Source organism: Frigoribacterium sp. AC512 (assembly GCF_979258295.1).
Genome location: NZ_OZ409850.1, coordinates 3,334,391 through 3,359,566 on the forward strand (window position 1 = coordinate 3,334,391; position 25,176 = coordinate 3,359,566).

Consider the following 25,176-nt stretch of genomic DNA (forward strand, 5'->3'; position numbering starts at 1 on the left):
TCAGCGGTCCTCTCGTGTCGGGGCGACCGCGCTGTCGTCGGGTGGGGTGTCGGTCTCGGTGTCGGTGTCGGTGTCGCTGGTGTCGTCGAGGTCCGCGAAGTCGGGAACCGGCAGCGCCTCGACGGCGGCCAGCGCCGCGGCCCCGGTGATCGTCAGCACGGTGACGCCGCGGGCGACGAGGTCGTGCACGACGGCGAGCCAGGCGGCGACGTCGCCGCCGTGCCGCTCGGGCGAGGTGAGCACGAGGCCCCGCACGCCCTCGCGCAGCACGGCGAGCTCGCAGAGCAGGCGCACACGCAGCTCCGTCGGCAGCGCCTGCAGGCGGGTGCGGCGGTGCTCGGCGAGGCCGATCTCGTCGAGCAGCAGCGCGGTCGAGGCGCGGTCGCTGCGGAGCCCGGCGAGCGCGAGCTCCTCCCGGGCGACCTGTGCGACGGTCAGCGAGGCGAAGGGCTCGGCCACCGACGGGGTGTCGACCAGGGCGAAGGAGGCGCGGATCGCGGCCGCGTCGTCGCTCCCGTCGAGGGTCACCTGCCCCTGCGTCGGGGCCATGCGCCCGCCGGCGATCAGCGACGCGAGCACGGGGGCGTCGACCGTCTCGACGGCGACGAACCCAGGGAGGCCGCGGTCGGCGACGACGGTCAGCTCGGGCAGCGGCGCCCCGGGCCCCTCGCCGACGGCGACGTGGTCGAGCTCGAGCCTCACGAGCGGTCCTCCGGGGTGCGCAGCGCGAGGGCCGGCGTGCTGCGGACGAGCTCGCCCGCCTCCTGCCAGCCGAGCCCGACCATGCCGAGCACGGCGAGCATCACGAGGCGGTGGCCCTCGGCGCGGTCGAGGTCGCGCACCGTCGCCTCGTCGAGCACGGCCAGCGCCGACCCCTCCACGAGGTGCGCGAGGGTCTCGACGTCGACGTCGGCGCGCATCCGGCCGTCGGCGACGCCGCGGCGGACGGTCTCGAGCAGGAACGCGCGGAGCGGCGCGAGCGCCGTGCCCACGTCGTGCATCAGCGGCCCGCGCACGGTGAGCTGAGCCATGACGCGGACGTGCTCGACCTCGGCCCACAGGCGCGCGCCGAGCTCGGCGAGCTGGACGACCGGGTCGTCGGAGGGCGCCGGCACCGCGGCGGCGCCGATGCGGGCGGCACCGCGAAGGGTCACCTCGCGCACGAGGTCGTCGCGGGTCGCGAAGTGCCCGTAGACGCTGCGCCGGGAGAGCCCCGCCTCGGCGGCGATCGCCTCGAGCGGGACGGCCGGGTCGACGTTGAGGAGGCGCACTGCGGCCGCCATCAGGGCCTCGCGGTTCGCGGCGGCGTCGCGTCGCGGCGCCCGGGTGGGGGAGGAGGGGGAAGACGGGGAGTGCACGTCCCCGATCATACGATCTTGCACAATGGTGTGCAAGATCGTATGGCGTGGGAGAGGACGAGGAGGCGTCGGTAGGGTCAGGCGATGACCCTCGAGGAGGCGGCGCGGCAGCTCTACGTCCTGCCGCCGCAGCAGTTCACCGCCGCCCGCGACGCCCTGGCCGCCGAGGCGAAGGCGGCCGGCGACGCCGCCCTGGCGACCTCCGTGCGCTCGCTGCGCCGCGCCTCCGCGTCCGCCTGGGCCGTCGACCTCCTCGCCCGTGACGCCCCGGACGACCTCGTCGCCCTCGCGGCCCTCGGCGACCGGTTCCGCACGGCCCAGGCCGACGGCGACCGCTCTGCCCTCTCCGCCCTGACCCGTGAGCGGAAGGAGGCGCTGGCCGGCCTCGTCGCCCGCGCCCGCCTCCTCGCGTCCGATGCGGGCCACCCGCTTTCGGCCGCGGCGCTCGCCGAGGTGGACCAGACCCTCCGCGCCGCCGTGGCCGACACGACCGCTGCGGCCGCCGCGCACAGCGGCCGCCTCGTGCGGGCTCTCGCCGCCGACGGCCTCGAGGAGGCGGACCTGACGGACGCCGTCGCTGGCCCGGCCCCCGAGGGCGTCGCCCCGGAGCGGCTGCGAGCCGCCGCTGCCCCCGCCGGTGACGACCACGACGCAGAGGGCGGAGGAGCGCCGGGATCGGCCTCCGGCGGCGGATCACGGACACGTGACCGGGAGGCGGCTCGGCAGGCAGCTGCCGAGGCTGCCCGACGGGCAGCCGAGCAGGCGGCCGCGCACGCCGAGCACGAGGCCGACGACGCGGAGGCGGCGCTCGCCGAGGTCGACGACCGCGCGACCCGGCTGGCTCACGACCGGGACGCCGTCCTCGAGCAGCTGCGCCGACTCCGGGACGAGTTCGCCGCCGCCGAGCGCCGCAGCGCCGAGCTCGACGACCGCGAGAAGTTCCTCACCCGCGAGCGCCGGCGGGCCGCCGCCGACGCGGCCGCCGCCCGACAGACTGCCGATCGAGCCCGAGCCGCCCTCGGCTGACCCCGCCTGTCCGCGACTGACCCCGCTCGCTCGCCCGCCCGCCCGTCGCCGCGTTGCCGTCCTGCTCGCGATGCACCGCGTTCCGAACCATGAACCGCGTTGTATCCCGGTTCATGGTTCGGAACGCGGTTCACGTCGCCGGCGATTTCCCCGTGACGACGAAGAACCTCGTTCCGTTCGGAGAACCGCCGTGCAACGGGGTTCTGTGAACGGAACGAGGTTCCGTGCCGATCAGGCTCGCGGCTCGAACGCTGGCGCGTTCGCTCCTAGCCGCCCGACGCGCCAGAGCGCGTCGGCGCTCGCGGCGCGGACGCTGGCGCGTCCGCCCTAGTTCCCCCGACGCGCTAGAGCGCGTCGGCGCAAGAAACGCGAACGCTGGCGCGTCCGCCCTTAGTTTCTTGCGCCCATCAGGTGCTCGAGCGCGAGCTGCTGCAGGCGGACGAACCCGTACCCGTGACCGCCGAAGTGCTGCCCCGCGTCGTAGTCCTCGTACGAGGCGCGGTCGGCGAGCAGCTGCTCGTAGCCCTCGCCCTCGCCGAGCGTCGGCGTCGACAGCTCCGCGACCTGGGAGGCGGCCAGCGCCTCCTGCACGTCGGGGTCGGCACGGAACGCCTGGGCGCGCTCCTTCAGCAGCAGGTACATGCGCATGTTGGCGGCGGCGGAGTCCCAGACGCCCGAGATGTCCTCGGTGCGCGACGGCTTGTAGTCGAAGTGGCGCGGGCCGTCGTAGGTCGGGCCGCCCTGGGGCGAGCCGTGCTCGAGCAGGTCGACGAGCGAGAACGCGTTCTGCAGGTCGCCGTGGCCGAAGACCAGGTCCTGGTCGTACTTGATGCCGCGCTGGCCGTTGAGGTCGATGTGGAAGAGCTTGCCCTGGTAGAGCGCCTGGGCGATGCCGGCCGTGAAGTTGAGGCCCGCCATCTGCTCGTGGCCGACCTCGGGGTTCACGCCCGCCATCTCGGGGTGCTCGAGCGTCTCGATGAACGCGATCGCGTGGCCGAGGGTCGGCAGCAGGATGTCGCCGCGGGGCTCGTTGGGCTTGGGCTCGATCGCGAAGCGCAGGTCGTAGCCCTTGTCGAGAACGTACTGCGAGAGCATGTCGACGCCCTCCTTGTAGCGCGACAGCGCGGCCTGCACGTCCTTCGCGGAGTCGTACTCGGCGCCCTCGCGGCCGCCCCACATGACGAAGGTCTTGGCGCCCAGCTCGGCGGCGAGGTCGATGTTGCGGAGCACCTTGCGGAGCGCGAAGCGGCGGACGCCGCGGTCGTTGGAGGTGAAGCCGCCGTCCTTGAAGACGGGCGCGCTGAAGAGGTTGGTCGTCACCATCGGCACGACGATGCCGGTCGCGTCGAGCGCGCCCTTGAGGCGGTCGATCTGCTTCTGGCGCTCCGCGTCGGTCGAGCCGAACGCGAAGAGGTCGTCGTCGTGGAAGGTCAGGCCGTAGGCGCCCAGGCGGTCGAGGTTCTCGACGGCCTCGACCACGTCGAGGTCGGGTCGGGTCGGTCCGCCGAACGGGTCGGCGCCGGTGTAGCCGATCGTCCAGAGTCCGAAGGAGAACTTGTCGTCGCGGGTGGGAGTGGTCGTCATGTCCGGGGTCCTCGTCGTCGAGAGCGTTTGTTGTCGTCTCCAACATATGCGCTCGAGGCATCGATCACAAGGGCGTCGTCACGGCTCCTCCCCAGGGCGGGCCCTGCGCCAGCGCGTCCCCCGTCGTCGGGCGGGGAGGTTGCGTGCCCTCGACGTCGCCCGTACTTTGTTGTTGGCCACAACGAACGTGGTGACGCGCGACGAAGGAGTCAGATGTCCCCCGACGACACCAGTGCCGACGAGACCAGCGCCGACGACGCCCGCCCCGACCTCGGGGTCGCCATGGTCGGCCACGGCTTCATGGGCGCCGCCCACTCGCAGGCGTGGCGCACGGCGCCCGCGTTCTTCGACCTCCCGCTCGCGCCGCGGATGACGGCGATCGTCGGCCGCGACGCCGACGCGACCCGCGCCGCTGCCGCCCGTTGGGGCTGGCAGCGCGCCGAGTCCGACTGGAGGCGCGTGGTCGAGAGCGACGACGTCCAGCTCGTCGACATCTGCTCGCCCGGCTCGACGCACGTCGAGATCGCGGTCGCCGCGCTCGAGGCAGGTAAGCACGTCCTCTGCGAGAAGCCGCTCGCCAACACCGTCGCCGAGGCCGAGCTGATGGCTGAGGCGGCCGAGCGGGCCGCCGCACGGGGCGTCCTCGCGATGGTCGGCTTCAGCTACCGCCGCGTGCCCGCGATCACCTTCGCCCGCGACCTCGTCGCCCGGGGCGCGATCGGCGAGCTGCGCCAGGTGCGTGCCCTCTACCTGCAGGACTGGCTGGTCGACCCCGAGGGCCCGATGACCTGGCGCCTCGACAAGGGCGTCGCCGGCTCCGGCTCGCTCGGCGACATCGGGGCCCACCTCGTCGACGCCGTGCAGTTCGTCACGGGCCGGGCCCTCACCGACGTCAGCGGCCTGCTGCACACCTTCACGACCGAGCGCCCCCTGCTCGGCGAGGTCCGCGGCCTCGGCGGCACCGCCTCCTCCGAGCGCGGGCAAGTGACGGTCGACGACGCGGCCCTCTTCACGGCGAAGATCGCAGGAGGCGCCCTCGCGACCTTCGAGGCCACCCGCGTCGCGACCGGCCGCAAGAACGCGCTGCGGCTCGAGTTCAGCGGCACGGGCGGCGCGATCGCCTTCGACCTCGAGCGGATGAACGAGCTCGAGGTCTACGACGCCGGCGCCCCTGTCGACCAGCTCGGTTTCCGGCGCGTGCTCGTGACCGAGCCGGAGCACCCCTACGCGGGCTCGTGGTGGCCGACGGGCCACGGCCTCGGCTACGAGCACGCCTTCAGCCACCAGGCCCGCGATCTCGTCACGGCGATCGCGGCGGGGGAGCAGCCGACCCCCTCCTTCGCCGAGGGGCTCCAGGTGCAGCGGGTGCTCGACGCCGTCGAGCGCAGCGCCGCCGACGGCAGCCGCTGGCTCGCGACCGCCCCCTGACCGAACCCGACGACCCAGGAAGAAGACCCATGACCACCCCCACCACCCCGCTCCGCGTCACCGTCTGGGGCGAGAACCGCCACGAGCAGCTCGAGGCGCACGTCGCCGAGCGCTACCCGACGGGCATGCACGGCGCGATCGCCGAGGGCGTCAGCGAGAACTTGCCCGACGCGCAGATCACCGTCGCGACGATGGACCTGCCCGAGCACGGCCTCAGCGAGGAGGCGCTCGAGCAGACCGACGTGCTCACCTGGTGGGGCCACGCGGCGCACGACGAGGTGAGCGACGAGGTCGTCGAGCGGGTGCACCGCCACGTCCTCGCCGGCATGGGCCTGATCGTGCTGCACTCCGGTCACTGGTCGAAGATCTTCACGAAGCTGATGGGCACGACCTGCACCCTCCGCTGGCGCAGCGAGCACGACCAGGAGCTCGTCTGGACCGTCAACCCGCAGCACCCGATCACGCGCGGCGTGCCGAACCCGATCGTGATCCCCGAACAAGAGATGTACGGCGAGTACTTCGACGTGCCGACCCCCGACGAGCTGGTCTTCATCTCGGGCTTCACGGGCGGCGAGGTGTTCCGCAGCGGCATGACCTACCGGCGCGGCTTCGGCAAAGTCTTCTTCTTCAGCCCCGGCGACCAGGACTTCCCCGTCTACCACCACCGCGACGTCCGCCGCGTGATCGCCAACGGCGTGGAGTGGGCGCGCCCCGAGCGCGAGCGCGAGACGCCGACGCTGCTGCGCTACGAGACCGGCCAGTACTTCCAGGGCGCCGAGTACGAAGGGGCGCTGGAGCGATGACGTTCCGCACGGTCGACAGCCGAGGAGGCGCCCTCCGCGTCGTCCAGGTCGGTGCGGGAGGCATGGGGCGGGCCTGGCTCCGCGCGCTCGCCGACAGCGCCGACGTCGAGCTGGTCGGCGTCGTCGACCTCGACCTCGACGCCGCCCGGGCAGGTGCCGAGCACCACGGAGACGCGTCGCTGCCCGTCTCGACCGACCTCGGCGCGCTGATCGCCGACCTCGCGCCCGACGCGGTGGTCGACGTGACGGTGCCGGTGGCGCACCACCCCGTGACGACGCAGTCGCTGTTCGCCGGCCTGCCGGTCCTCGGCGAGAAGCCGGTCGCGCTCGACGTCGCCGAGGGCCTCTCGCTCGCGGCCGCCGCCGAGGTGACGGGCGAGCTCTTCATGGTCAGCCAGTCGCGCCGCTACGACGACCACCTGGTGGCCCTCAGGCAGCAGATCGGGCAGCTCGAGACGGTCGGCGTCGTCACGACCGAGTTCTTCAAGGCGCCGCACTTCGGCGGCTTCCGCGAGCAGATGGACGACGTCCTGCTGCTCGACATGGCGGTGCACCCGTTCGACTCGGTGCGCTGGCTGCTCGACGCCGATCCGGTGTCGGTCTGGTGCGACTCGTTCAGCCCGTCGTGGAGCTGGTACCGCGGCGACGCCGCCGCGAACGCCGTCTTCGAGTTCGAGGGCGGCATCCGGTACGCCTACTCGGGCAGCTGGTGCAGCCCGGGGGCCGAGACCTCGTGGAACGGGTCGTGGCGCGTCAGCGGCTCGGCCGGCACCGCGCTGTGGGACGGCGACGAGGCTCCCGTGCTCTCCCTCGCGGACGAGACGGGCGCCTCCTCGTCGCCCTCGCTGCCGCAGCTGCCGACCGTCGGCGACGGGATCGAGGGCTCGCTCGCCGCGTTCGTCGGCGCCCTGCGCACCGGAGCCGTGCCGCACGGCGAGGTGCACGAGAACGTGATGAGCCTCGCCATGGTCGAGGCGGCCATCGAGTCGACGCGCACCGGGCAGCGGGTCGTGATCGACGACCTGCTCGAGCGGGCGCTCGCGACGGCGATCGAGCGGGAGGCGCGCGACGACGTGCGCGCCCGGCTCGAGTCGTGGACCTCGGTCAGAGCGGCGCTGCAGGCGGTGCCGACGACGCCCGCGACGACGGCAGCGGCAGCGGCGGCCAAGGCAGGGGCGACCTCGTGACCCGCCGCGCGCTCGTCGTCCGCGGCGGCTGGGAGGGCCACGACCCGACCGGCACGACCGACTCGTTCGTGCCGTTCCTCGAGCAGTCCGGCTTCGAGGTCAGCCTGCACGACGGCCCGGCGGTCTACGCCGACGCCGACGTGATGCGCGACGCCGACCTCGTGCTGCAGAACGTGACCATGTCGACGATCGAGGGTCCGCAGACGGCAGGGCTCCGCGCGGCCGTCGAGGCGGGCACGGGCCTGGCCGGCTGGCACGGCGGCATCGCGGACTCGTTCCGCGGCGACGCCGACTACCTGCACCTGATCGGCGGGCAGTTCGCCGCGCACCCCGGCAAGGCCGCGGCCGACCGGGTGGGCGACGAGACGGACGGCTTCGTGAGGCACGTGATCCGCTTCACCGAGGCGGCGGCGACGCACCCGGTCACCGAGGGCCTCGACGACTTCGAGGTCGAGAGCGAGCAGTACTGGCTGCTGCACGACGACTACCTCGACGTGCTCGCGACGACCACGCAGGAGGCGCGGGCCGGCGACCCCTGGACGCGCCCGGTGACCTCCCCCGCCGTCTGGACCCGCCAGTGGGGCCTCGGCCGCATCGCCGTGGTCACCCCGGGGCACTCGCAGGCCGTGCTCGACCACCCGACCGTCCGCACGCTCGTCGAGCGCGGCCTGCTGTGGGCCTCGCGATGAGCGGCGCGGGCACGGTCGGCGCGGGCACGAGCGGCGACGGCACGACCGGCGTGGGCACGAGCGGCGACGGCACGACCGGCGAGAACACGACCGGCGGCACGGCCACGGCTCCGATGCGCGTCGGCGTCGTCGGCGTCGGGGTCATCAGCGAGCAGTACTTCGCCTCGTTCGAGCGGCTGCCCGGCCTCGTCTTCGAGGCCGTGGCCGACCTCGACCAGGTGCGGGCCGCCTCCGTGGCCGCGCGCCTCGGCGTCCGGGCACTGACCGTCGACGAGCTGCTGGCCGACGACAGGGTCGACGTGGTGCTGAACCTCACGATCCCTGCGGCGCACACCGAGATCGCGCTCCGGGCGATCGCCGCCGGCAAGCACGTCTACGGCGAGAAGCCGCTCGCGCTCACGGTCGCCGACGGCGCCGCGGTGCTCGAGGCGGCCCGTGCGGCAGGCGTGCGAGTCGGCTCGGCACCCGACACGGTGCTCGGCACCGGCATCCAGACCGCGGCGCAGATCGTCGCCTCGGGAGCGGTCGGCGACCCCGTCGGCGCCGCCGTCTCGTGGACGGCGTCCGGGCACGAGGCCTGGCACCCCGCGCCCGACTTCTACTACAGGGCAGGAGGCGGCCCGCTGTTCGACATGGGCCCCTACTACCTGACGACGCTCGTGCACCTGCTCGGGCCGGTCGTCTCGGTGTCCGGCCTGGTCTCGCGCTCGGCCCGGCGGCGGACGATCGGCACCGGCCCCCGCGCCGGCGAGCAGCTCGAGGTCGACGTCGACACGCACGCGAGCGCGCTGCTGCGGCACGCCTCGGGAGCGACGTCGACCGTGACGGTGAGCTTCGAGGTGTGGGGTTCCCGGGCGCCGATCACCGAGTTCTTCGGCACGCTCGGCACGATCGCCGTCCCCGACGCGAACATGTTCGGCGACCCCGTCGAGCTGCTCACCGCCGACGACCGCACCTGGCGCGAGGTCCCGGCGACGGCGGGCTACGTCGCCGCCGGTCGCGGGTACGGCCTGGCCGACCTCGCCCGGGCGGTCGCGGCGGGGAAGCCGCACCGCGCCTCCGGCGACGTCGCCCTGCACGTGCTCGAGATCACGGAGGCGGTGGCCGCGTCGAGCGCGTCCGGCTCGGTCGTGACGCTGGTCACCCGCCCGGACGTGCCGCCGCTGGTGCCGCTCGGCGCCGAGCCGCACCAGGCGTGACCGCCGCTCGCGCGGGCGCGGCCGATCGCAGCGAGAAGGGACGCCGCAGGCGTGGGCCCACGGGCGCCGTGTCCCTTCTCGCCGTCGACGGACCCGACCGGTCGACCGGTACCCTCGTGGACCAGGGAGGCCGCGGTGCGAGACCAGACGAGTGAGGCCCAGGGCGAGCCGGCGACGCTGCCGACGACGCCCTCGGCGACGCCGGGTGGGCCCGCTGCGGTGCCTGTCGACGCAGAGCAGGACTCCGCAGGAGGCGCCCCTCGCGCCGGTCGCGTCCGCCCCCTCCTCGACCGCCCTCGCGGCTCGAACCTCTCCTCCGTGCTCGGCATCGTGCACGGCGACGGCCCGACCTCGCGCAGCGAGCTGACGCGCCTGACCGGCCTGAACCGCTCCACCATCGCCGCCCTCGTCGGCGAGCTCGTCGAGCGCGGCCTCGTCGTCGAGTCGGAGCCCGTCGCGGCCAACCGCGTCGGCCGCCCCAGCCCGGTGGTCAGCCCCTCGCCCGACGTCGTCGCCTTCGCGGTCAACCCCGAGATCGACGCCGTGACCGTCGGCCGGGTCGGCCTCGACGGCGTCGTGCAGCGCCGCGTCCGCCACGAGACGGACGGCGTCCCCACCGCGGTCGAGGCGGCGGAGATCGCGGCCCGCCTCGTCCGGGAGCTCGTCGACGAGGTGCCCGCCGCCCGGGTCGTCGGCCTGGGCGCCGCCGTGCCGGGCCTCGTGCACGCGGACGGCGGCCTCGTCCGGCTCGCGCCGCACCTCGGCTGGGTCGACGAGCCGTTCGCCCGACTCCTGTCCGATGCCACCGGCCTGCCCGCCCGGGCCGCCAACGACGCGAGCACCGCCGTCGTCGCCGAGGGCCTCTTCGGCGCCGGCGCCGGGGCGAGCGACCTCGTCTTCCTCAACGGCGGCGCGAGCGGCGTCGGCGGGGGAGTGGTCGTCGACGGCCGTCCCCTCCGCGGCCGCGACGGCTTCGCGGGCGAGATCGGCCACACGCTCGTCGAGTCGGCCGGACGGCTCTGCCACTGCGGCGCCGTCGGCTGCCTCGAGACCGAGGTCGGCCAGGCGGAGCTGCTGGCCGTCACCGGCCTGTCCCGCGCCCAGGCGGACGAGCTCGACGCCGCGCTGGCGACGGCGCTCGCCGAGGGCGACGCCGACGTGCGCCGCGAGGTCGAGCGCCAGGTGGACTACGTGGCGGTGGCGCTCCGCAACGTGCTCAACGCCTTCAACCCGTCGGTGATCGTGCTCGGCGGATTCCTCGGGTCGCTGCAGGCCGCTGCGCCCGACCGGCTGCTCGACCGCGTCACCGCGCAGGCGCTTCCCGGGCCGCGCGACGGCGTGCAGCTGCGGCGGGCCGCGCTCGGCGCCGACCGGCTGATGATCGGCGCCGCCGAGCTGGCGTTCGCCGACCTCCTCGCCGACCCGGCCCGCGCCTCCTGACCCGGCTCGCGCCTCCTGACCCGGCCTGCGCCTCCTGACCCGGCCCGCGCCTCCTGACCCGGCCCGCGCGTCCTGACCCGGCCCGCGCGTCCTGACCCGGCCCGCGCCTCCTGACCCGGCTCGCGACACCGCCGAGTGAACGGAACACCGCGCTGGTGGGCGGTGTCCGCTTCACCCGGCGGTGCTCGACGGTGCGGCGACATGGCGCACGTGCGCCGAGGACTCAGGAGGCGGTGGCGGCTGCCGCGTGCCCGTGCTCGTCCCGCGTCGCCCACACGGCGACCGCGGCGGGCCCGGCGAGGTCGACCGTGCCGTCGTCGAGCTCGACCCTCAGCGACCCCGCGTAGTCGCGGCGCTCGGCTACCCGGACGTGCGCGCCGACCCGCAGCTGCAGCGACCCCAGGTACCGCAGCAGCTCGGGCTCGTCGTCCGAGACGCGGACGACGTGGCCGCACTCGCCCTCGACGAACTCCTGCAGGGTGTGGGCCTCGGGCCGCACGACGGTGCCGTCGGCCCGGGGGATCGGGTCGCCGTGCGGGTCGGCTGTCGGCCGCCCCAGCTCGACGTCGAACGCCTCGAGCAGACGCTCGCTGACGGCGTGCTCGAGCACCTCGGCCTCGTCGTGCACCTCGTCCCACGCGTAGCCGAGCCGCTCGACGAGGTACGTCTCGATCAGGCGGTGGCGGCGCACCATGCCGACGGCCACGTTCCGGCCGAGCTCGCTCAGCGCGATGCTGCGGTACGGCGTGTAGTCGATGAACCCGTCGCGCTCGAGCTTGCGGAGGTTGCCCGACACCGTCGACGCGCCCACCCCGAGCGTCGCCGCGATCTCGTTGGTCGTGATGCCGGGGGAGCCCTCGGCCGCCCATTCCTCGGCCTTCCAGATGACCTTGAGGTAGTCCTCGGTCATCGTCGAGCGGGTGGGTCCCGGTTCCGGTGGCATGCCCCCGATCCTAGGTCCCGCCTCCTGCGCCCCCTCTCGTGCGCGTCCCGTCCGTCGAGGGCGGGTCATCGCGCTCGAGGGCGGGTCGCCGCTGACCCGCCGTCGGCCACGCCGACCCGCCCTCGGCCACGCTGACCCGCCCTCAGCCACGCCGACCCGCCCTCGGCCGATCGCAGCGCTGAGCGCTCAGCGCGCCAGCAAGCTCAGCGCGCCAGCAAGCTCAGCGCGCCAGCCAACTCAGCGCGGCAGCGACCCCAGCGCCTGCGCCGCGCGGTACCGCTCGCCGATCGCGGGCACGAGGTCCGGCTCCGAGGAGGCGCGGGTCGACACCGCCCACCCCGGTCGTGTCCCCGAGAGGGCCCAGGCCGCCTGCCGTGCCGCCCCGTCGGCGACGTACTCGCCCGGCGCGGGCACCGTGACCGGCACGTCGAGCACCTGGGCCGCGACGGCCTGCACGGCCGGGTTCAGCGCGGCGCCGCCGATCAGCAGCACGCGCCGCACCTCCACCCCCTGGTCGCGCACGGCGGCGGCGCCGTCGGCGAGCGCCGACAGCATCCCCTCGACGGCGGCGCGGGCGAGGTTCTCGCGGGTGGTCGAGGCGAGCGTCAGCCCCGAGAGCGTGGCCGTCGCGTCGGGCTGGTCGGGCGTCCGCTCGCCCTCGAAGTACGGTACGAGCGAGACCCCGCCGGAGCCCGGCTCCGCGGCGAGCGCCAGCCGCGCGAACTCGTCGTGGTCGACGCCGAGCAGCGTGCCGATCGACGACAGCACGCGGGCCGCGTTGAGGGTGGCGACGAGCGGCAGGAACCCGCCGGCGGCGTCGGCGAAGCCGGCGACCGTGCCGCTGCCGTCGGCGGTGGGGGCGTCCGTCACCGCGAAGGCCGTCCCGCTGGTGCCGATGCTGATGACGAGGTCGCCGACCCCGGCGTCGAGCCCGAGGGCGGCCCCGGCGTTGTCGCCGGCACCCGCCCCGACGACGATCCCCTCAGGGACGGGACCGTGCGCGACCGTGGTGCCTGCCGCCTCCGAGGTCCCCAGCACGCGCGGCAGCACGACGGCCGAGGCGTCGTCCCCGTCGCCGCCGGCGACGCGACCCGGGCGGCCGAGCGCCCGCTCGAAGATCTCGAGGTCGTACGCCTCGTCGCCGGGGCTCCAGTACGAGGTGCCGCTGGCGTCGCTGCGGTCGGTGACGAGCTCGTCGAGGTCGGGTCCCAGGGGAGAGGAGGCGTGGGTCCCGTACCCGAGCAGGCGCCAGGTCAGCCAGTCGTGCGGCAGCGCGACCGCCGCGACGCGTGCCGCGGCCTCGGGCTCGGCGTCGCGCAGCCAGCGCAGCTTGGTGGCCGTGAAGGAGGCGACGGGCACCGAGCCCGTCCGTCGCGCCCACTCCTCGGCCCCGAGCTCGGCGGTCAGCTCGCGAGCCGCCCCGGCGCTGCGGGTGTCGTTCCAGAGCAGGGCGTCGCGCACGACCGCGCCGTCGGAGTCGAGAACGACCATCCCGTGCTGCTGCCCGGCGACCGAGATCGCGGCGACGTCGTCGAGGCCGCCGGCCGCGTCGATCGCCTCGACCAGGGCGTCCCACCAGGCGTCGGGCGGCACCTCGGTGCCCTCCGGGTGCCGGGCGGTGCCCTGGCGCACCAGTTCTCCGGTGACGGTGTCGCGGATCACGACCTTGCAACTCTGGGTCGAGGAGTCGACCCCGGCGACGAGACTCATGGCCGTAGTTTGTCGTATCGCGCAACGAATTCCTAGAGCGGTGCGTGACGGGCGTGCCGCGCCTCCTCGTCGGTAGACTCAAGTGCACCTGACACGGTGCACGCGTGCCTCACCCAGGTGCGATCGCCGACCGCGAGGAGACGACCATGCCCGCAGTAGTCATCATCGGAGCCCAGTGGGGCGACGAAGGCAAGGGCAAGGCCACCGACCTGCTCGGCAGCCGCATCGACTACGTCGTCAAGTTCAACGGCGGCAACAACGCGGGCCACACGGTCGTCATCGGCGACCAGAAGTACGCCCTGCACCTGCTGCCCTCGGGCATCCTGTCGCCCGGCGTCACGCCGGTCATCGGCAACGGCGTCGTCATCGACATCGAGGTGCTCTTCGACGAGCTCGACGCGCTGATCGCCCGCGGCGTCGACGTCTCGAAGCTCAAGGTCAGCGCCAACGCGCACGTCATCACGCACTACCACCGCACCCTCGACAAGGTGACCGAGCGGTTCCTCGGCAAGCGCCAGATCGGCACGACCGGTCGCGGCATCGGCCCGACCTACGCCGACAAGATCAACCGCGTCGGCATCCGCGTGCAGGACATCTTCGACGAGGGCATCCTTCGCCAGAAGGTCGAGGCGGCCCTCGACCAGAAGAACCACCTGCTCGTCAAGATCTACAACCGCCGCGCGATCGAGGCCGACGAGATCGTCGAGTCGCTGCTCTCGTACGCCGAGCGGCTGAAGCCGATGGTGGCCGACACGGCGCTCGAGATCCACCAGGCCCTCGAGGCCGACAAGACCGTCCTCTTCGAGGCCGGCCAGGCGACCATGCTCGACGTCGACCACGGCACGTACCCGTTCGTCACGTCGTCGTCCGCGACCGCAGGAGGCGCCTCCACCGGCTCCGGCATCGGCCCCGGCCGCATCCAGCGCGTCATCGGCATCGTCAAGGCGTACACGACCCGTGTCGGGGCAGGTCCGTTCCCGACCGAGCTGTTCGACGCCTCCGGCGAGTTCCTCCGCGCCAACGGCTTCGAGTTCGGCACGACCACGGGCCGTCCGCGTCGCTGCGGCTGGTACGACGCCCCGATCGCCCGCTACTCGGCGCGCATCAACGGCGTGACCGACTTCGTGCTCACGAAGCTCGACGTGCTCACGGGCCTCGAGACGATCCCGGTCTGCGTCGCCTACGACGTCGACGGGGTGCGTCACGACGAGGTGCCGGTGTCGCAGAGCGACTTCCACCACGCCGTGCCGATCTACGAGGAGTTCCCCGGCTGGACCGAGGACATCACCGGGGCCCGCGAGTTCGGCGACCTCCCGGCGGCCGCACAGGACTACGTCCTCGCCGTCGAGGCCATGAGCGGCGCCCGCATCTCGGCGATCGGGGTCGGCCCCGGCCGCGAGGCCGTCGTCGTCCGCCACGACCTCCTCGCCTGACCCGCCGTCCGGCACGACCTCCTCACCTGATCCGCCCCGGCCCCGGCCCCGGCTCCGGTTCCGGGCCCGGTTCCGGCTCGCGCTCTCCTCATTCAGGAACGTGAGTCCTGAGTTCGCACAACTCAGGACTCCCGCTCCTGCCCGGTGCACGTTTCAGGAACCCGCACGCGCATGTTCCTGGATCACGCAGCCGGGCCCGCGACTCGACCGGAGGCACCCGAGGAGGCGCCGCCCGCCTCAGACGACGCTGAACCCGTCCCCGAGGCGGCCGCGTCCCGTCAGCGCGAGCAGCACCTCCTCGCCGTGCCCCTGCATCGTCGCGGTCCGGGCGGCGAGCGCCGCGGTGTCGGCGACCGCGGCAGTCGGCAGCGTGTGGGCCAGCCCGGTCGCCCGTGACAGGTCGATCGTGTGCACGACGAGCTCGAACACGCGGGTCCGCAGGTACTCGCCGAGCGGGATGCCCATGCCGCCGAGCGACACGATCCGGTTCGAGGGGGCCCGGTCGAGGGCGCCGCGCGACTCGACGAGCGCCTCGGCGACCCGGGCGGCCGGGTCGTCGCCGAGCCACCGGCCGGCCTCGACGCCTCGGGCGTGCACGCCGTCCGCGTCGGTGAACTGCGAGGCGTACGCCGAGTACCAGGCCTCGGCCGACGGGATGGTCACGTCGCTCGGCTCGTCCAGGCCGAGGTAGGTCGACACCGTGAGCACCGCCCGGGAGGTGTGGCCCGCCAGGTCGCGGACGGTCCAGCGCCCGAGGCCGGGCGCGTCCCACTGCTCGGGGCGGACTCGCGACAGGAGGTCGACGAACGACTCGGCCGACTGGCCGAAGGTACGGGGTGTGGTCACGCTGACATCTTGCTCCGCCGCTGCGAGGATCGACGCATGACCGTGCTCGGACCGTTGCCCTTCGCCCCCCTCGTCGGCCGTCTCGTCACGGTCGTCCCGCTCCGTCACGACGACCTGCCCGAGCTCCACGGCGCGATCGGCAGGCCCGAGGTCTTTGCCGGGGGCTGGGGCGGCGGCGCGGCGGCCTACCGCGACGACTACGACGAGTGGGCCGAGTTCCTGCGCGGCTACCTGCCCTGGGACGAGGGTCTCGTCTGGGGCGTCCGCCGCACGGTCCCGACCGGCGAGGGGCCCGGCGAGCTCGTCGGCACCACCACCGTCGGCCTCGTCGACCTCCGCTGCGAGAGCGCCCACGTCGGCTGGACCGCCTACGCCCCCGAGGTGTGGGGCACCGGCGTCAACGTCGAGACGAAGCTGCTCGTGCTGGGGTCGCTCTTCGACCACGGTCTCGGGCGTGTCCAGATCCAGGCCGACGCCCTGAACGAGCGGTCTCGGGCGGCGATCACGCGGCTCGGCGCGACCTTCGAGGGCGTCCACCGCCGCACGCAGCCGCGGGCCGACGGCTCGTGGCGCGACACGGCCGTCTACTCCGTCCTCGCCGACGAGTGGCCGAGCGTCCGGGATGGTCTCATGCGGCGTCTGGAGACTGTTCAGCAACCGTCCAGATGAGGGGTCGACTGTTGCTCTCATGACTTTGGAGATCGCTTACACCGCCATCGCCCACGCCACCGGCGGGGGCCGTGACGGCCACGTCCGCAGCGAGGACGACCGTCTCGACTTCGACACCCGTCCGCCCAAGGAGCTCGGCGGCTCCGGCGAGGGCACCAACCCCGAGCAGCTCTTCGCCGCGGGCTACGCGGCCTGCTTCCTCAGCGCGATGCACAGCATCGCCAAGAAGCTCGACGTCGACACGAGCGACAGCTCGGTCAGTGCGAGCGTCGGCATCGGCGGCAACGGCGAGGGCGGCTTCGGCCTCGCCGTCGAGCTCGACATCTACACGCCGAACGTCCCGGCCGACCGTCGCCAGGAGCTCGCCGACGCCGCGCACCACGTGTGCCCGTACTCGAACGCCACCCGCGGCAACGTCGAGGTCACGCTGACCCTCGTCGACTGACGCAGCAGCACAGCAGCACAGCAGCACAGCAGCACAGCAGCAGCGAAGGAGGCGCGTCCCGCGATCGCGGGACGCGCCTCCTTCGTCCTCCCCGCCGCCGCGCCGCCCCGGCCCGGCTCCGGGGTGCCCCGATAGGGTCGGGACATGGCACTCGACAGTCCCCTCGGCGCGGACAGCCCCCTCACGACCGACGACCGCGAGGCGATCGACGAGCTCTCGAGCATCCGTCAGAGCATCGACAACATCGACGCGGCGCTCGTGCACCTGCTCGCCGAGCGCTTCAAGTTCACGCAGTCGGTGGGGCACCTCAAGGCGGCGGCGGGCATGCCCGCCAGCGACCCCGAGCGCGAGCGCGTGCAGATCCAGCGCCTCCGGCAGCTCGCAGAGGAGTCGCGCCTCGACCCGGCCTTCGCCGAGAAGTTCCTCGGGTTCATCGTCGGCGAGGTCATCCAGCACCACCAGCGCATCGCGAACGACGCCGCCGGGTCCTCGTCCGAGGGTCGGGCGTGACCGACGCGGCAGCCGGGCTCGAGGCGGCGGCCGCCTGCGATTCGCCCGCCGGGCACGACGGGCCAGCCGGGCACGACCCCGCGCCCGCGGCCGAGTTCCCCACCGTCGACGCGGGCTCGCCCCAGCGCCTCTACGTCGGCTCGTACACCGCCTCCAGCGGCGGCTCCGGGGCCGGCATCACCGTGCTCGAGCGCACCGCGCCGGGTCAGCCCTGGCAGTCGGTGCAGACCGTCGAGGCCGACGACCCCTCGTTCCTGGTCGCGACCGAGGGCGCGCTGCACGCGGTGTCCGAGACGACGGAGGGGCGGGTCCTGTCCTACACGGTCTCCGCCGGTCGCCTGGTGGCCGCGTCGAGCGCCGCCTCGGGCGGGGCCGCACCGTGCCACGTGCTGTTCGACCCCGCGTCCGGTGCGCTGGTCGTCACGAACTACGTCGGCGGGACGGTCTCCGTCCTCTCCGGCGACCCCTCGCTCACGAGCCGGGTCGCGCACACCGTCGCGCTGCCCGTCGGGCACGGCCCGGTGCAGGAGCGCCAGGAGCGCCCGCACGCCCACCAGGCCTCGACCACCCCGTGGGGCACGCTGCTGGTCAGCGACCTCGGGACCGACCGTCTGGTCGAGGTCGTCGTCGACCCCGTCACCCTCGTGCCCGAGATCGTCGGCGTGCACCTGCTGCCCGCCGGGGCCGGCCCGCGTCACGTCGCGTGGCTGGGCGATCGCCTCGTCGTCGCCGGTGAGCTGGACGCCCGGCTGCACGTGCTCCGGCGCGTCGGCGAGAAGCTGGTCGTCGACCACTCGGTCGAGGTCTTCGAGGGCTCGTCCTCGGCGTCCGGGGTCTTCCCCTCGCACCTCGACGTGGACGGCGGCCGCGTCTACGTCGCCACCCGCGGGCGGGACAGCATCAGCGTCCTCGCGCCCGGCGGCGACGGCCGCCTCGAGCTCGTCGGCGAGGCTCCCTGCGGCGGCACCTGGCCGCGGCACTTCGCGATCACGCCCGGTGTCCTGTACGTCGCGAACCAGGGCTCGGACACGGTCGCCGTGCTGCCGCTCGACCCCGAGACGGGCGTCCCCGGCGAGCCCCTCGACGTCTTCACGCTCGGCAGCCCCGCCTGCATCCTCCCCGCCTGACCGGCCCCGCTCGCCCCGCCTGACCCGCCCCGCTCGCCCGCGCCTGCCCCGTCGCGTCCGCAAATGCCGACCGCCGGCGCAGTTCGGCCCCCTCAGTACCCGGATATCCCGCTACAGCAGCCCCGCCGGTCGGCATGTGCGGCCACGCACGCACCGCGGGCGCCAGGGTGCAGCTGCGCGGACGCTCCTCAGCGCGCGAGGCTGCGCAGCAGCGCGACGACCTCGTCGACCGAGGCCCGCCCGCGACGTGACGCGTCCGAGGCGCCCGGCGCACCCGACGCGACCGACGCCTCCTCGAACTGTGCGGGCGTGAAGTAGAGCCCGTCCGAGACGAGGCACACGAGGCTGGCGACGGCGGGGTCGCCGACCTCGTCGAGCACGACGCGGTACCAGCGGTCCTGCATGGCCGTGAGCGCGGAGACGGCCTGCGGCCAGCGTCCGCTCGCGCCGAGGCCGGCGACGGCGGTGATGCACCGGTCGAGCGGATCGTCCTCAGGGATGGCCGACCGCGAGGAGGTGCGGATGAAGTAGTCGACGACCCCGTCGGAAGCCGAGGTCATGCGGGCGACGTCGTCGTCGAGCAGCGCCTCGAGGCGGGCGACGAGCCCGTCGACCAGCGCTTCGCGCGAGGGGAAGTGGTAGAGCAGCCCGCCCTTCGAGACGTCAGCGGCGGCGGCGACGGCGTCGAAGGTGGCACTCCGCTCGCCGGTCTCGACGACGAGGTGCTCGAAGGAGTCGAGCATCTTCTCTCGGGCTGACGGACGCGGGCTCATCCTGTTACTGTACCGTCTGGACGGTCAAGCTGTACCGTCCGGACGGTACAGCACGCTCCGTACGCCCACCACGACCATCGAGAGACCCATGAGCACCCGCGACGACCGCCGCACCCCCGCCACGACGCCCCCGACGAAGAACGCCCCGACGACCCCCACGACGACACGCACCCCCGCGCCCGCCCGGGCCGGCGCCCGTCAGTGGGCCGCCCTCGTCGTCCTGATGCTGCCGGTCCTCCTCGTCTCCGTCGACAACACGGTGCTCAGCTTCGCGCTCCCCGAGATCTCGACCGCGCTGCAGCCCTCTGCGGCCGCGCAGCTCTGGATCGTCGACGTCTACTCCCTCGTCCTCGCCGGCCTGCTCGTCGCGATGGGCTCGCTCGGCGACCGCTTCGGCCGCAGGCGCCTCCTCCTGATCGGGGCCAGCGGCTTCGCCGCCGTCTCGGTCGTCGCCGCCTTCGCCCCCACCGCCGAGGCGCTGATCGCCGCCCGCGCCGTGCTCGGCTTCTTCGGCGCGATGATCATGCCCGCCACGCTCTCGCTGCTGCGCAGCACCTTCACCGACCGCGACCAGCGCCGCCTCGCCATCGCGATCTGGGCGAGCGGCTTCGCGGCCGGCTCCGCCCTCGGCCCGATCGTCGGGGGAGTGCTTCTCGAGCACTTCGCCTGGGGCTCGATCTTCCTCATCGCCGTCCCGGTGCTGCTGCCCCTGCTCGTGGCCGCGCCGATCCTCGTCGTCGAGAGCCGCGACCCGGCCCCGGGCCCCTTCGACCTCGTCTCCGTCCTGCTCTCCCTGCTCGCGATGGCGCCGGTCGTCGCGGCGATCAAGCAGCTCGCGACGCACGGCCCCGGCCTCGACGTGCTCGCCCTCGCCGTCGTCGGGCTCACGGCGGGCTGGCTGTTCGTCCGTCGTCAGCTGCGGCGTCCGCGCCCGCTGCTCGACGTGCGGCTCTTCACGAACCCGGTCTTCGCGGGCTCGATCGTCGTGAACCTGCTGGCCATCACCTCCCTGGTGGGCTTCCTCTTCTTCACGACGCAGCACCTGCAGCTCGTCGTGGGCCTCCGCCCGCTGCACGCGGCGCTCACCCTGCTGCCCGGCCTCGTCGTCATGGTGCTGTCCGGGCTGGCGGTCGTGCCGCTCGTCCGCCGGGTCGCGCCGCGCAGCATCGTCGCGGTCGGCCTGGGCGCCGCGGCCGTCGCCTACGGAGCCGTGTGGCTGTCCGGCGCCGACGCCCCGGTGTGGGTGTTCGTCGTCAGCTTCGCCCTCGTCGGCCTCGGGGTGGGAGCGGCCGAGACGATCTCGAACGACCTGATCATCGCCGCGGTCCCCGCCGACCGCGCAGGAGCCGCCTCCGCCGTCTCCGAGACCGCCTACGAGGTCGGGGCGGTGCTGGGCACGGCCGTGCTCGGCAGCATGCTCACGGCGATCTACCGCGGGGCGCTCGTGGTGCCCGGCACGGTTCCCGCCGACGCCGCGGCGGCCGCCCGCGAGACCCTCGGCGGCGCCGTGGCCGCGGCCGAGCCCCTCGAGCCGTCGCTCGCCACCGCGCTCCTCGACGCCGCGACGCACGCCTTCGACACCGGGCTCGTCGCGACCGCCGCGGTCGGCGCCGGCGTGATGGTGCTCGCCGTCGTGGTCGCCCTCGTGGCCCTCCGCCGGGCCTCCGCGCACGACTGACCCGCAGGAGGCGCGGCGCCCGTCCTGCAGGAGGCGCCCGACCGGTCCCCCAGGAGGCGCGGCACCCGTCCCCGACGGCCGCCCGCGACCCCCTTCGGGCGGCGCGGCGCCCCTCCCCGCGCAGGTACAGTGAAGGGTCACCCGCTTCGCCGACCCCAGGAGTCCCATGTCGCGCACCGTCCGCCTCGCCGCCGTCCCCGGCGACGGCATCGGCCCCGAGGTCGTCGCCGAGGCGCTCAAGGTGCTCGAGGTCGCGGCAGGCGACGACGCCTCCTTCGAGGTGACGCCGTTCGAGCTCGGCGCGACGCGCTACCTCGAGACGGGCGACATCCTCACCGACGACGACCTGGCGGCGCTCGCCTCGCACGACGCGATCCTGCTCGGCGCGGTCGGCGGCGACCCGCGCGACCCGCGCCTCAGGGGCGGCATCATCGAGCGGGGCCTGCTGTTGAAGCTCCGTTTCGCCTTCGACCACTACGTCAACCTGCGCCCCACCACCGTCTACCCGGGGGTCCCGTCGCCGCTGGCCGATCCCGGCGAGGTCGACTTCGTCGTCGTCCGTGAAGGCACCGAGGGGCCGTACGTCGGCAACGGCGGCGTCCTCCGTGCCGGCACGCCGCACGAGATCGCCAACGAGGTGAGCGTCAACACCGCGCACGGCGTCGAGCGGGTGGTCCGCTTCGCCTTCGAGAAGGCGCGCAGCCGTCGGGGCCGCCTGACCCTCGTGCACAAGACCAACGTGCTCGTCTTCGCGGGCGGCCTCTGGCAGCGGATCGTCGACGCGGTCGCGGCCGAGTACCCCGACGTCGAGGTCGAGTACCAGCACGTCGACGCGGCGACCATCCACCTGGTCGTCGACCCGGCACGCTTCGACGTGATCGTCACGGACAACCTGTTCGGCGACATCCTCACCGACCTCGCCGGGGCGATCAGCGGCGGCATCGGGCTCGCGGCGTCGGGCAACCTCAACCCGAGCGGGGCGTTCCCGAGCATGTTCGAGCCCGTGCACGGCTCGGCGCCCGACATCGCCGGCCAGCAGCTGGCCGACCCGACCGCCGCGGTCCTGTCCGTCGCGCTCCTCCTCGACCACCTGGGCCTGCAGGAGGCGGCGGCGCGGGTCCGCGAGGCCGTCGAGGCCGACATCGCCGCCCGTCAGCAGTCCGCGGGCACCCGCCGCAGCACGTCCGAGATCGGCACGGCGATCGCCGACCGCGTCGCCGCCCTCACCAGCCAGGAGGCCGCATCATGAGCCAGACCGACGCCACCACGACCGCCGACGCCGCCACGCCCGACGACACCGCCGAGTTCGGCCTCAGCTTCGAGCTGACCCCGTCCGAGTCGGTCCGCGACAGCGCCGAGCGCGAGGTGATCCTCAGCGACCCGGGCTTCGGCAAGCACTTCACCGACCACATGGTCTCCATCCGCTGGACCCTCGACGAGGGCTGGCACGCCGCCCGCGTCCACCCGTACGGGCCGCTCCAGCTCGACCCGGCGGCGTCGGTGCTGCACTACGCGCAAGAGATCTTCGAGGGGATGAAGGCCTACCGCCACGCGGACGGCTCGATCTGGTCCTTCCGCCCCGACGCCAACGGCAGGCGCCTCCAGCGCTCGGCGCGGCGTCTCGCGCTGCCCGAGCTCTCGACCGACGACTTCGTCGAGAGCGTCAAGCAGCTGGTGCAGGTCGACAGCTCGTGGGTGCCGAGCGCGCCCGAGACGAGCCTCTACCTGCGGCCGTTCATGATCGCGAGCGAGAGCTTCCTCGGCGTGCGGGCGGCCCAGCAGGTCGACTACCACGTCATCGCGAGCCCTGCAGGTGCCTACTTCACCGGAGGCGTGGCCCCGGTCTCGATCTGGCTCACCACGAACTACGCCCGCGCGGGCAAGGGCGGCACGGGTGCCGCCAAGACGGGCGGCAACTACGCCTCGTCGCTGCTGCCGCAGCAGGAGGCCTACGAGAACGGCTGCCAGCAGGTGCTGTTCCTCGACTCGTCCGAGAGCACCTACATCGAAGAGCTCGGCGGCATGAACGTCGTGCTGGTCTACGCCGACGGCACCCTGGTCACCCCCGACAGCGACTCGATCCTCGAGGGCATCACCCGCGACTCGATCCTCGAGCTCGCCGAGGCACGCGGCCACCGGGTCGAGCGCCGTCGGGTGTCGCTCGACGAGTGGCGTGACGGCGTCGAGAACGGCGACATCGTCGAGGTCTTCGCCTGCGGCACCGCCGCCGTGGTCGTCCCGATCGCCGAGCTCAAGGGCGAGGGCCTCCACATCGGCTCGCCCGCCGCCGAGGGCGGACCCCTCACGATGTCGCTGCGCGAAGAGCTCACCGACATCCAGTACGGGCGTCGAGAAGACGTCCACGGATGGATGACGAGGCTCGACGCATGAAGATCGCACGGTTCGCGACCCCCGGAGAAGACCCCCGCTACGGCATCGTCGACGAGCGCGAGCTGATCGTGCTCGCCGGCGACCCGATGTACAGCGGCTACGAGACCACGGGCGAGCGCGTCTCGCTCCGCTCGGCCAAGCTGCTCGCGCCGGTGATCCCGCGCTCGAAGGTCGTGGGAGTGGGCCTGAACTACCACGACCACGCCGACGAGCTGGGGCAGACCCCACCGGAGGCGCCCCTGCTGTTCCTGAAGCCGAACACGACGGTCATCGGGTTCGGCGACTCGATCCAGCTGCCGCCCGACGTCGGGCAGGTCGACTTCGAGGGCGAGCTGGCCATCGTGATCGGCTCGATCGCCAAGCGCGTCAAGGCCGAGGACTACCAGGACGTGGTCTTCGGCTACACGATCGCGAACGACGTCACCGCTCGCGACGTGCAGACTGCCGACGGCCAGTGGACCCGGGCCAAGGGCTACGACACGTTCCTGCCGCTCGGCCCGTACATCGAGAACGAGTTCGACTGGAGCGACGCGACCATCGAGACCCGCGTCGACGGCGAGGTCAAGCAGCGCGAGTCGACGATGCAGATGATCCACAAGATCCCCGAGCTGATCGAGTACGTGACCGACGTGTTCACGCTCCTGCCCGGCGACGTCATCCTCACCGGCACCCCGGCCGGCATCGGCCCGTTCACCGCCGGCGAGACCGTCGAGGTCGCGATCTCGGGCATCGGCTCGCTGATCAACCCCGCCAAGAACCGCGTCTAGGCACCGTCGGTGACGACCCCGGCACCGTTCGCCGCGCCTCCGCGGCGACGGGTCGTCCCCGGGGTCGGCCTCGCGGCGGCGGTGCTCGGGGTCGCCTGGCTGGTGCACCTGGTGGTGCCGGCGGTCCCGATCCTGACCGGCTGCGTCCTCCTCGGCATCGCCCTCGGCCAGGTGCCGGCGTTCCGTCCGGCACTTGACGGCGTGCTCGCACCCGGGCTGACGCTCTCGGCCAAGCGCCTCCTCCGCATCGGGGTCGTGCTGCTCGGGCTGAAGCTCAGCCTGGTCGACGTGGCCGGGCTCGGCTGGGCCACGGTGCTCAGCGTCGTCGGGATCCTGGTCGCCACGTTCTTCGTGACCTGGCTGCTCGGGAGGTGGGCGCGCCTCCCCGGTGACCAGCCCCTCCTGCTGGCTGCCGGCTTCTCGATCTGCGGGGCGTCGGCCATCGGCGCGATGTCGGCGGTGACCCGCGACCGCGGCAAGGACGCCGCGACCCCGGTGGCCTTGGTCACCCTGTGCGGCACCGCGGCGATCGCGGTCCTCCCCGCGCTCGGCACGGCGCTCGGCCTGACGCCGGTGCAGTTCGGCGCGTGGACCGGGGCCAGCGTGCACGACGTCGGCCAGGTGGTCGCGACCGCGCAGACCGCCGGCGCCTCGGCGCTCGCGATCGCCGTGGTGGTCAAGCTCACACGGGTGGTCATGCTCGCCCCCGTGGTCGCGATCACGTCTGCGGTGGTCCGACGCGGGGGAGGCGACGCTGGCACCCGACCTCCCCTGGTGCCCCTGTTCGTCGTCGGGTTCCTCGCCGCGGTCGTGCTGCGCACCCTGGTGGACCTGCCGGAGGCGGCGGTCACGGGAGCCGACACCGTCCAGACCGTCCTGCTCGGCCTGGCCCTCGTCGGGCTCGGGTCGAGCGTCCGGCTCGAGCGTCTCGCCCGCACCGGGGGGCGGGCCGTCCTCGTCGGCCTCGGCTCCTGGGTCTTCGTCGCGGGGCTCTCGCTGCTCGTCGTCCTCGCGTTGCCGCTCGGCTGACGACCCTGCCCCCTCGCCCTCGCCCCTCGCCCCTCGCCCCTCGGCGAGGGGGAGCGATCGGGTCGATCGGGCCGGTCGGTCGCGATCGTCAGCATGCCCTGGGACGCCCTGTGCCGGGCCCAGACGGCCGATCAGGGCTCA

The 25,176-nt window shown here is 73.8% G+C and carries 24 protein-coding genes; 17 read left to right on the forward strand and 7 right to left on the reverse strand.

The annotated features are described in order from the left end of the window. Positions 1-702: a hypothetical protein gene (locus ACZZ97_RS15405; protein ID WP_463473720.1), complete on the reverse strand. Its 702-nt coding sequence runs from the start codon at positions 700-702 to the stop codon at positions 1-3. Beyond that, on the reverse strand, positions 699-1,358 hold the full coding sequence (locus ACZZ97_RS15410; protein WP_463473721.1) for a TetR/AcrR family transcriptional regulator: 660 nt from the start codon (positions 1,356-1,358) through the stop codon (positions 699-701). The genes ACZZ97_RS15405 and ACZZ97_RS15410 overlap by 4 nt, the downstream gene beginning before the upstream one ends. A gap of 84 nt (positions 1,359-1,442) precedes the next feature. Here ACZZ97_RS15410 and ACZZ97_RS15415 point away from each other — a divergent pair, with 84 nt between their 5' ends. Continuing rightward, positions 1,443-2,384 (forward strand): transposase, encoded by a 942-nt coding sequence (locus tag ACZZ97_RS15415; protein ID WP_463473722.1) that lies wholly within the window; start codon positions 1,443-1,445, stop codon positions 2,382-2,384. A gap of 390 nt (positions 2,385-2,774) precedes the next feature. Here ACZZ97_RS15415 and xylA read toward each other — a convergent pair whose 3' ends face one another. Next, positions 2,775-3,968 (reverse strand): xylose isomerase, encoded by a 1,194-nt coding sequence (gene xylA / locus ACZZ97_RS15420; protein WP_123548555.1) that lies wholly within the window; start codon positions 3,966-3,968, stop codon positions 2,775-2,777. A gap of 282 nt (positions 3,969-4,250) precedes the next feature. On the opposite strand from xylA, the gene ACZZ97_RS15425 reads away from it, so the two are divergent. From ACZZ97_RS15425 to ACZZ97_RS15450, 6 genes are all read left to right on the forward strand, one after another. Next, positions 4,251-5,396, forward strand: a complete 1,146-nt coding sequence (locus ACZZ97_RS15425; protein WP_463473818.1) for a Gfo/Idh/MocA family protein — start codon at positions 4,251-4,253, stop codon at positions 5,394-5,396. Positions 5,397-5,425: 29 nt separating this feature from the next. Further along, the gene (locus tag ACZZ97_RS15430; RefSeq protein ID WP_463473723.1) at positions 5,426-6,199 is read left to right on the forward strand and encodes a ThuA domain-containing protein; all 774 of its coding nucleotides are present in this window, start codon (positions 5,426-5,428) and stop codon (positions 6,197-6,199) included. After that, a complete protein-coding gene (locus tag ACZZ97_RS15435) occupies positions 6,196-7,386 on the forward strand; it encodes a Gfo/Idh/MocA family protein (RefSeq protein WP_463473724.1) in 1,191 nt (396 codons plus the stop codon). Before ACZZ97_RS15430 ends, ACZZ97_RS15435 begins: the two co-directional genes overlap by 4 nt. Beyond that, positions 7,383-8,075 (forward strand): ThuA domain-containing protein, encoded by a 693-nt coding sequence (locus tag ACZZ97_RS15440; protein WP_463473725.1) that lies wholly within the window; start codon positions 7,383-7,385, stop codon positions 8,073-8,075. The genes ACZZ97_RS15435 and ACZZ97_RS15440 overlap by 4 nt, the downstream gene beginning before the upstream one ends. Before the next feature lie 113 nt (positions 8,076-8,188). Continuing rightward, positions 8,189-9,274: a Gfo/Idh/MocA family protein gene (locus ACZZ97_RS15445; RefSeq protein WP_463473819.1), complete on the forward strand. Its 1,086-nt coding sequence runs from the start codon at positions 8,189-8,191 to the stop codon at positions 9,272-9,274. 219 nt (positions 9,275-9,493) lie between these two features. Continuing rightward, on the forward strand, positions 9,494-10,714 hold the full coding sequence (locus tag ACZZ97_RS15450) for an ROK family transcriptional regulator (protein WP_463473726.1): 1,221 nt from the start codon (positions 9,494-9,496) through the stop codon (positions 10,712-10,714). A gap of 223 nt (positions 10,715-10,937) precedes the next feature. Here ACZZ97_RS15450 and ACZZ97_RS15455 read toward each other — a convergent pair whose 3' ends face one another. Beyond that, complete coding sequence (locus ACZZ97_RS15455) at positions 10,938-11,657, reverse strand: metal-dependent transcriptional regulator (RefSeq protein ID WP_463473727.1); 720 nt, start codon at positions 11,655-11,657, stop codon at positions 10,938-10,940. Positions 11,658-11,894: 237 nt separating this feature from the next. Continuing rightward, positions 11,895-13,367 (reverse strand): FGGY family carbohydrate kinase, encoded by a 1,473-nt coding sequence (locus ACZZ97_RS15460; protein ID WP_463473728.1) that lies wholly within the window; start codon positions 13,365-13,367, stop codon positions 11,895-11,897. A 146-nt stretch (positions 13,368-13,513) separates the two neighbouring features. Between ACZZ97_RS15460 and ACZZ97_RS15465 the strand changes: the two genes are divergently transcribed. Then, positions 13,514-14,800, forward strand: a complete 1,287-nt coding sequence (locus ACZZ97_RS15465) for an adenylosuccinate synthase (RefSeq protein WP_314102806.1) — start codon at positions 13,514-13,516, stop codon at positions 14,798-14,800. Between the two features lie 237 nt (positions 14,801-15,037). Here the strand turns inward: ACZZ97_RS15465 and ACZZ97_RS15470 are convergent, their stop codons facing one another. Further along, positions 15,038-15,646 carry a maleylpyruvate isomerase family mycothiol-dependent enzyme gene (locus ACZZ97_RS15470; protein ID WP_192043020.1) on the reverse strand — a complete coding sequence of 203 codons (609 nt, stop codon included), beginning with the start codon at positions 15,644-15,646 and terminating at the stop codon, positions 15,038-15,040. A gap of 36 nt (positions 15,647-15,682) precedes the next feature. Between ACZZ97_RS15470 and ACZZ97_RS15475 the strand changes: the two genes are divergently transcribed. The 4 genes from ACZZ97_RS15475 (at position 15,683) to ACZZ97_RS15490 (ending at position 18,397) form a co-directional block, all read left to right on the forward strand. Next, a complete protein-coding gene (locus ACZZ97_RS15475; protein WP_463473729.1) occupies positions 15,683-16,315 on the forward strand; it encodes a GNAT family N-acetyltransferase in 633 nt (210 codons plus the stop codon). A gap of 25 nt (positions 16,316-16,340) precedes the next feature. Further along, positions 16,341-16,760, forward strand: coding sequence for an organic hydroperoxide resistance protein (locus tag ACZZ97_RS15480; RefSeq protein WP_314102819.1), 420 nt, complete (start codon positions 16,341-16,343; stop codon positions 16,758-16,760). Positions 16,761-16,904: 144 nt separating this feature from the next. Next, complete coding sequence (locus ACZZ97_RS15485) at positions 16,905-17,270, forward strand: chorismate mutase (protein WP_314102812.1); 366 nt, start codon at positions 16,905-16,907, stop codon at positions 17,268-17,270. Beyond that, positions 17,267-18,397, forward strand: a complete 1,131-nt coding sequence (locus ACZZ97_RS15490; RefSeq protein WP_463473730.1) for a lactonase family protein — start codon at positions 17,267-17,269, stop codon at positions 18,395-18,397. The genes ACZZ97_RS15485 and ACZZ97_RS15490 overlap by 4 nt, the downstream gene beginning before the upstream one ends. A gap of 188 nt (positions 18,398-18,585) precedes the next feature. Here ACZZ97_RS15490 and ACZZ97_RS15495 read toward each other — a convergent pair whose 3' ends face one another. After that, positions 18,586-19,170: a TetR/AcrR family transcriptional regulator gene (locus tag ACZZ97_RS15495; protein ID WP_463473731.1), complete on the reverse strand. Its 585-nt coding sequence runs from the start codon at positions 19,168-19,170 to the stop codon at positions 18,586-18,588. A gap of 88 nt (positions 19,171-19,258) precedes the next feature. On the opposite strand from ACZZ97_RS15495, the gene ACZZ97_RS15500 reads away from it, so the two are divergent. From ACZZ97_RS15500 to ACZZ97_RS15520, 5 genes are all read left to right on the forward strand, one after another. Further along, on the forward strand, positions 19,259-20,848 hold the full coding sequence (locus tag ACZZ97_RS15500) for an MFS transporter (protein ID WP_463473732.1): 1,590 nt from the start codon (positions 19,259-19,261) through the stop codon (positions 20,846-20,848). A gap of 166 nt (positions 20,849-21,014) precedes the next feature. Continuing rightward, positions 21,015-22,097: a 3-isopropylmalate dehydrogenase gene (locus ACZZ97_RS15505; protein ID WP_314104175.1), complete on the forward strand. Its 1,083-nt coding sequence runs from the start codon at positions 21,015-21,017 to the stop codon at positions 22,095-22,097. Then, the gene (locus ACZZ97_RS15510; protein ID WP_463473733.1) at positions 22,094-23,239 is read left to right on the forward strand and encodes a branched-chain amino acid aminotransferase; all 1,146 of its coding nucleotides are present in this window, start codon (positions 22,094-22,096) and stop codon (positions 23,237-23,239) included. Before ACZZ97_RS15505 ends, ACZZ97_RS15510 begins: the two co-directional genes overlap by 4 nt. Next, positions 23,236-24,006, forward strand: coding sequence for a fumarylacetoacetate hydrolase family protein (locus ACZZ97_RS15515; protein ID WP_314104179.1), 771 nt, complete (start codon positions 23,236-23,238; stop codon positions 24,004-24,006). The genes ACZZ97_RS15510 and ACZZ97_RS15515 overlap by 4 nt, the downstream gene beginning before the upstream one ends. A gap of 9 nt (positions 24,007-24,015) precedes the next feature. Then, positions 24,016-25,035 (forward strand): YeiH family protein, encoded by a 1,020-nt coding sequence (locus ACZZ97_RS15520; protein WP_463473734.1) that lies wholly within the window; start codon positions 24,016-24,018, stop codon positions 25,033-25,035. The last annotated feature ends 141 nt before the right edge of the window (positions 25,036-25,176 follow it).

Excerpts from the sequence above, each read along its gene's own strand:
- ACZZ97_RS15415 (WP_463473722.1), top strand. The coding sequence starts at position 1,443 with ATGACCCTCGAGGAGGCGGCGCGGCAGCTCTACGTCCTGCCGCCGCAG.
- xylA (WP_123548555.1), bottom strand. The coding sequence starts at position 3,968 with ATGACGACCACTCCCACCCGCGACGACAAGTTCTCCTTCGGACTCTGG.
- ACZZ97_RS15425 (WP_463473818.1), top strand. The coding sequence starts at position 4,251 with ATGGTCGGCCACGGCTTCATGGGCGCCGCCCACTCGCAGGCGTGGCGC.
- ACZZ97_RS15430 (WP_463473723.1), top strand. The coding sequence starts at position 5,426 with ATGACCACCCCCACCACCCCGCTCCGCGTCACCGTCTGGGGCGAGAAC.
- ACZZ97_RS15435 (WP_463473724.1), top strand. The coding sequence starts at position 6,196 with ATGACGTTCCGCACGGTCGACAGCCGAGGAGGCGCCCTCCGCGTCGTC.
- ACZZ97_RS15445 (WP_463473819.1), top strand. The coding sequence starts at position 8,189 with ATGCGCGTCGGCGTCGTCGGCGTCGGGGTCATCAGCGAGCAGTACTTC.
- ACZZ97_RS15455 (WP_463473727.1), bottom strand. The coding sequence starts at position 11,657 with ATGCCACCGGAACCGGGACCCACCCGCTCGACGATGACCGAGGACTAC.
- ACZZ97_RS15460 (WP_463473728.1), bottom strand. The coding sequence starts at position 13,367 with ATGAGTCTCGTCGCCGGGGTCGACTCCTCGACCCAGAGTTGCAAGGTC.
- ACZZ97_RS15465 (WP_314102806.1), top strand. The coding sequence starts at position 13,514 with ATGCCCGCAGTAGTCATCATCGGAGCCCAGTGGGGCGACGAAGGCAAG.
- ACZZ97_RS15475 (WP_463473729.1), top strand. The coding sequence starts at position 15,683 with ATGACCGTGCTCGGACCGTTGCCCTTCGCCCCCCTCGTCGGCCGTCTC.
- ACZZ97_RS15485 (WP_314102812.1), top strand. The coding sequence starts at position 16,905 with ATGGCACTCGACAGTCCCCTCGGCGCGGACAGCCCCCTCACGACCGAC.
- ACZZ97_RS15495 (WP_463473731.1), bottom strand. The coding sequence starts at position 19,170 with ATGAGCCCGCGTCCGTCAGCCCGAGAGAAGATGCTCGACTCCTTCGAG.
- ACZZ97_RS15500 (WP_463473732.1), top strand. The coding sequence starts at position 19,259 with ATGAGCACCCGCGACGACCGCCGCACCCCCGCCACGACGCCCCCGACG.
- ACZZ97_RS15505 (WP_314104175.1), top strand. The coding sequence starts at position 21,015 with ATGTCGCGCACCGTCCGCCTCGCCGCCGTCCCCGGCGACGGCATCGGC.
- ACZZ97_RS15510 (WP_463473733.1), top strand. The coding sequence starts at position 22,094 with ATGAGCCAGACCGACGCCACCACGACCGCCGACGCCGCCACGCCCGAC.
- ACZZ97_RS15515 (WP_314104179.1), top strand. The coding sequence starts at position 23,236 with ATGAAGATCGCACGGTTCGCGACCCCCGGAGAAGACCCCCGCTACGGC.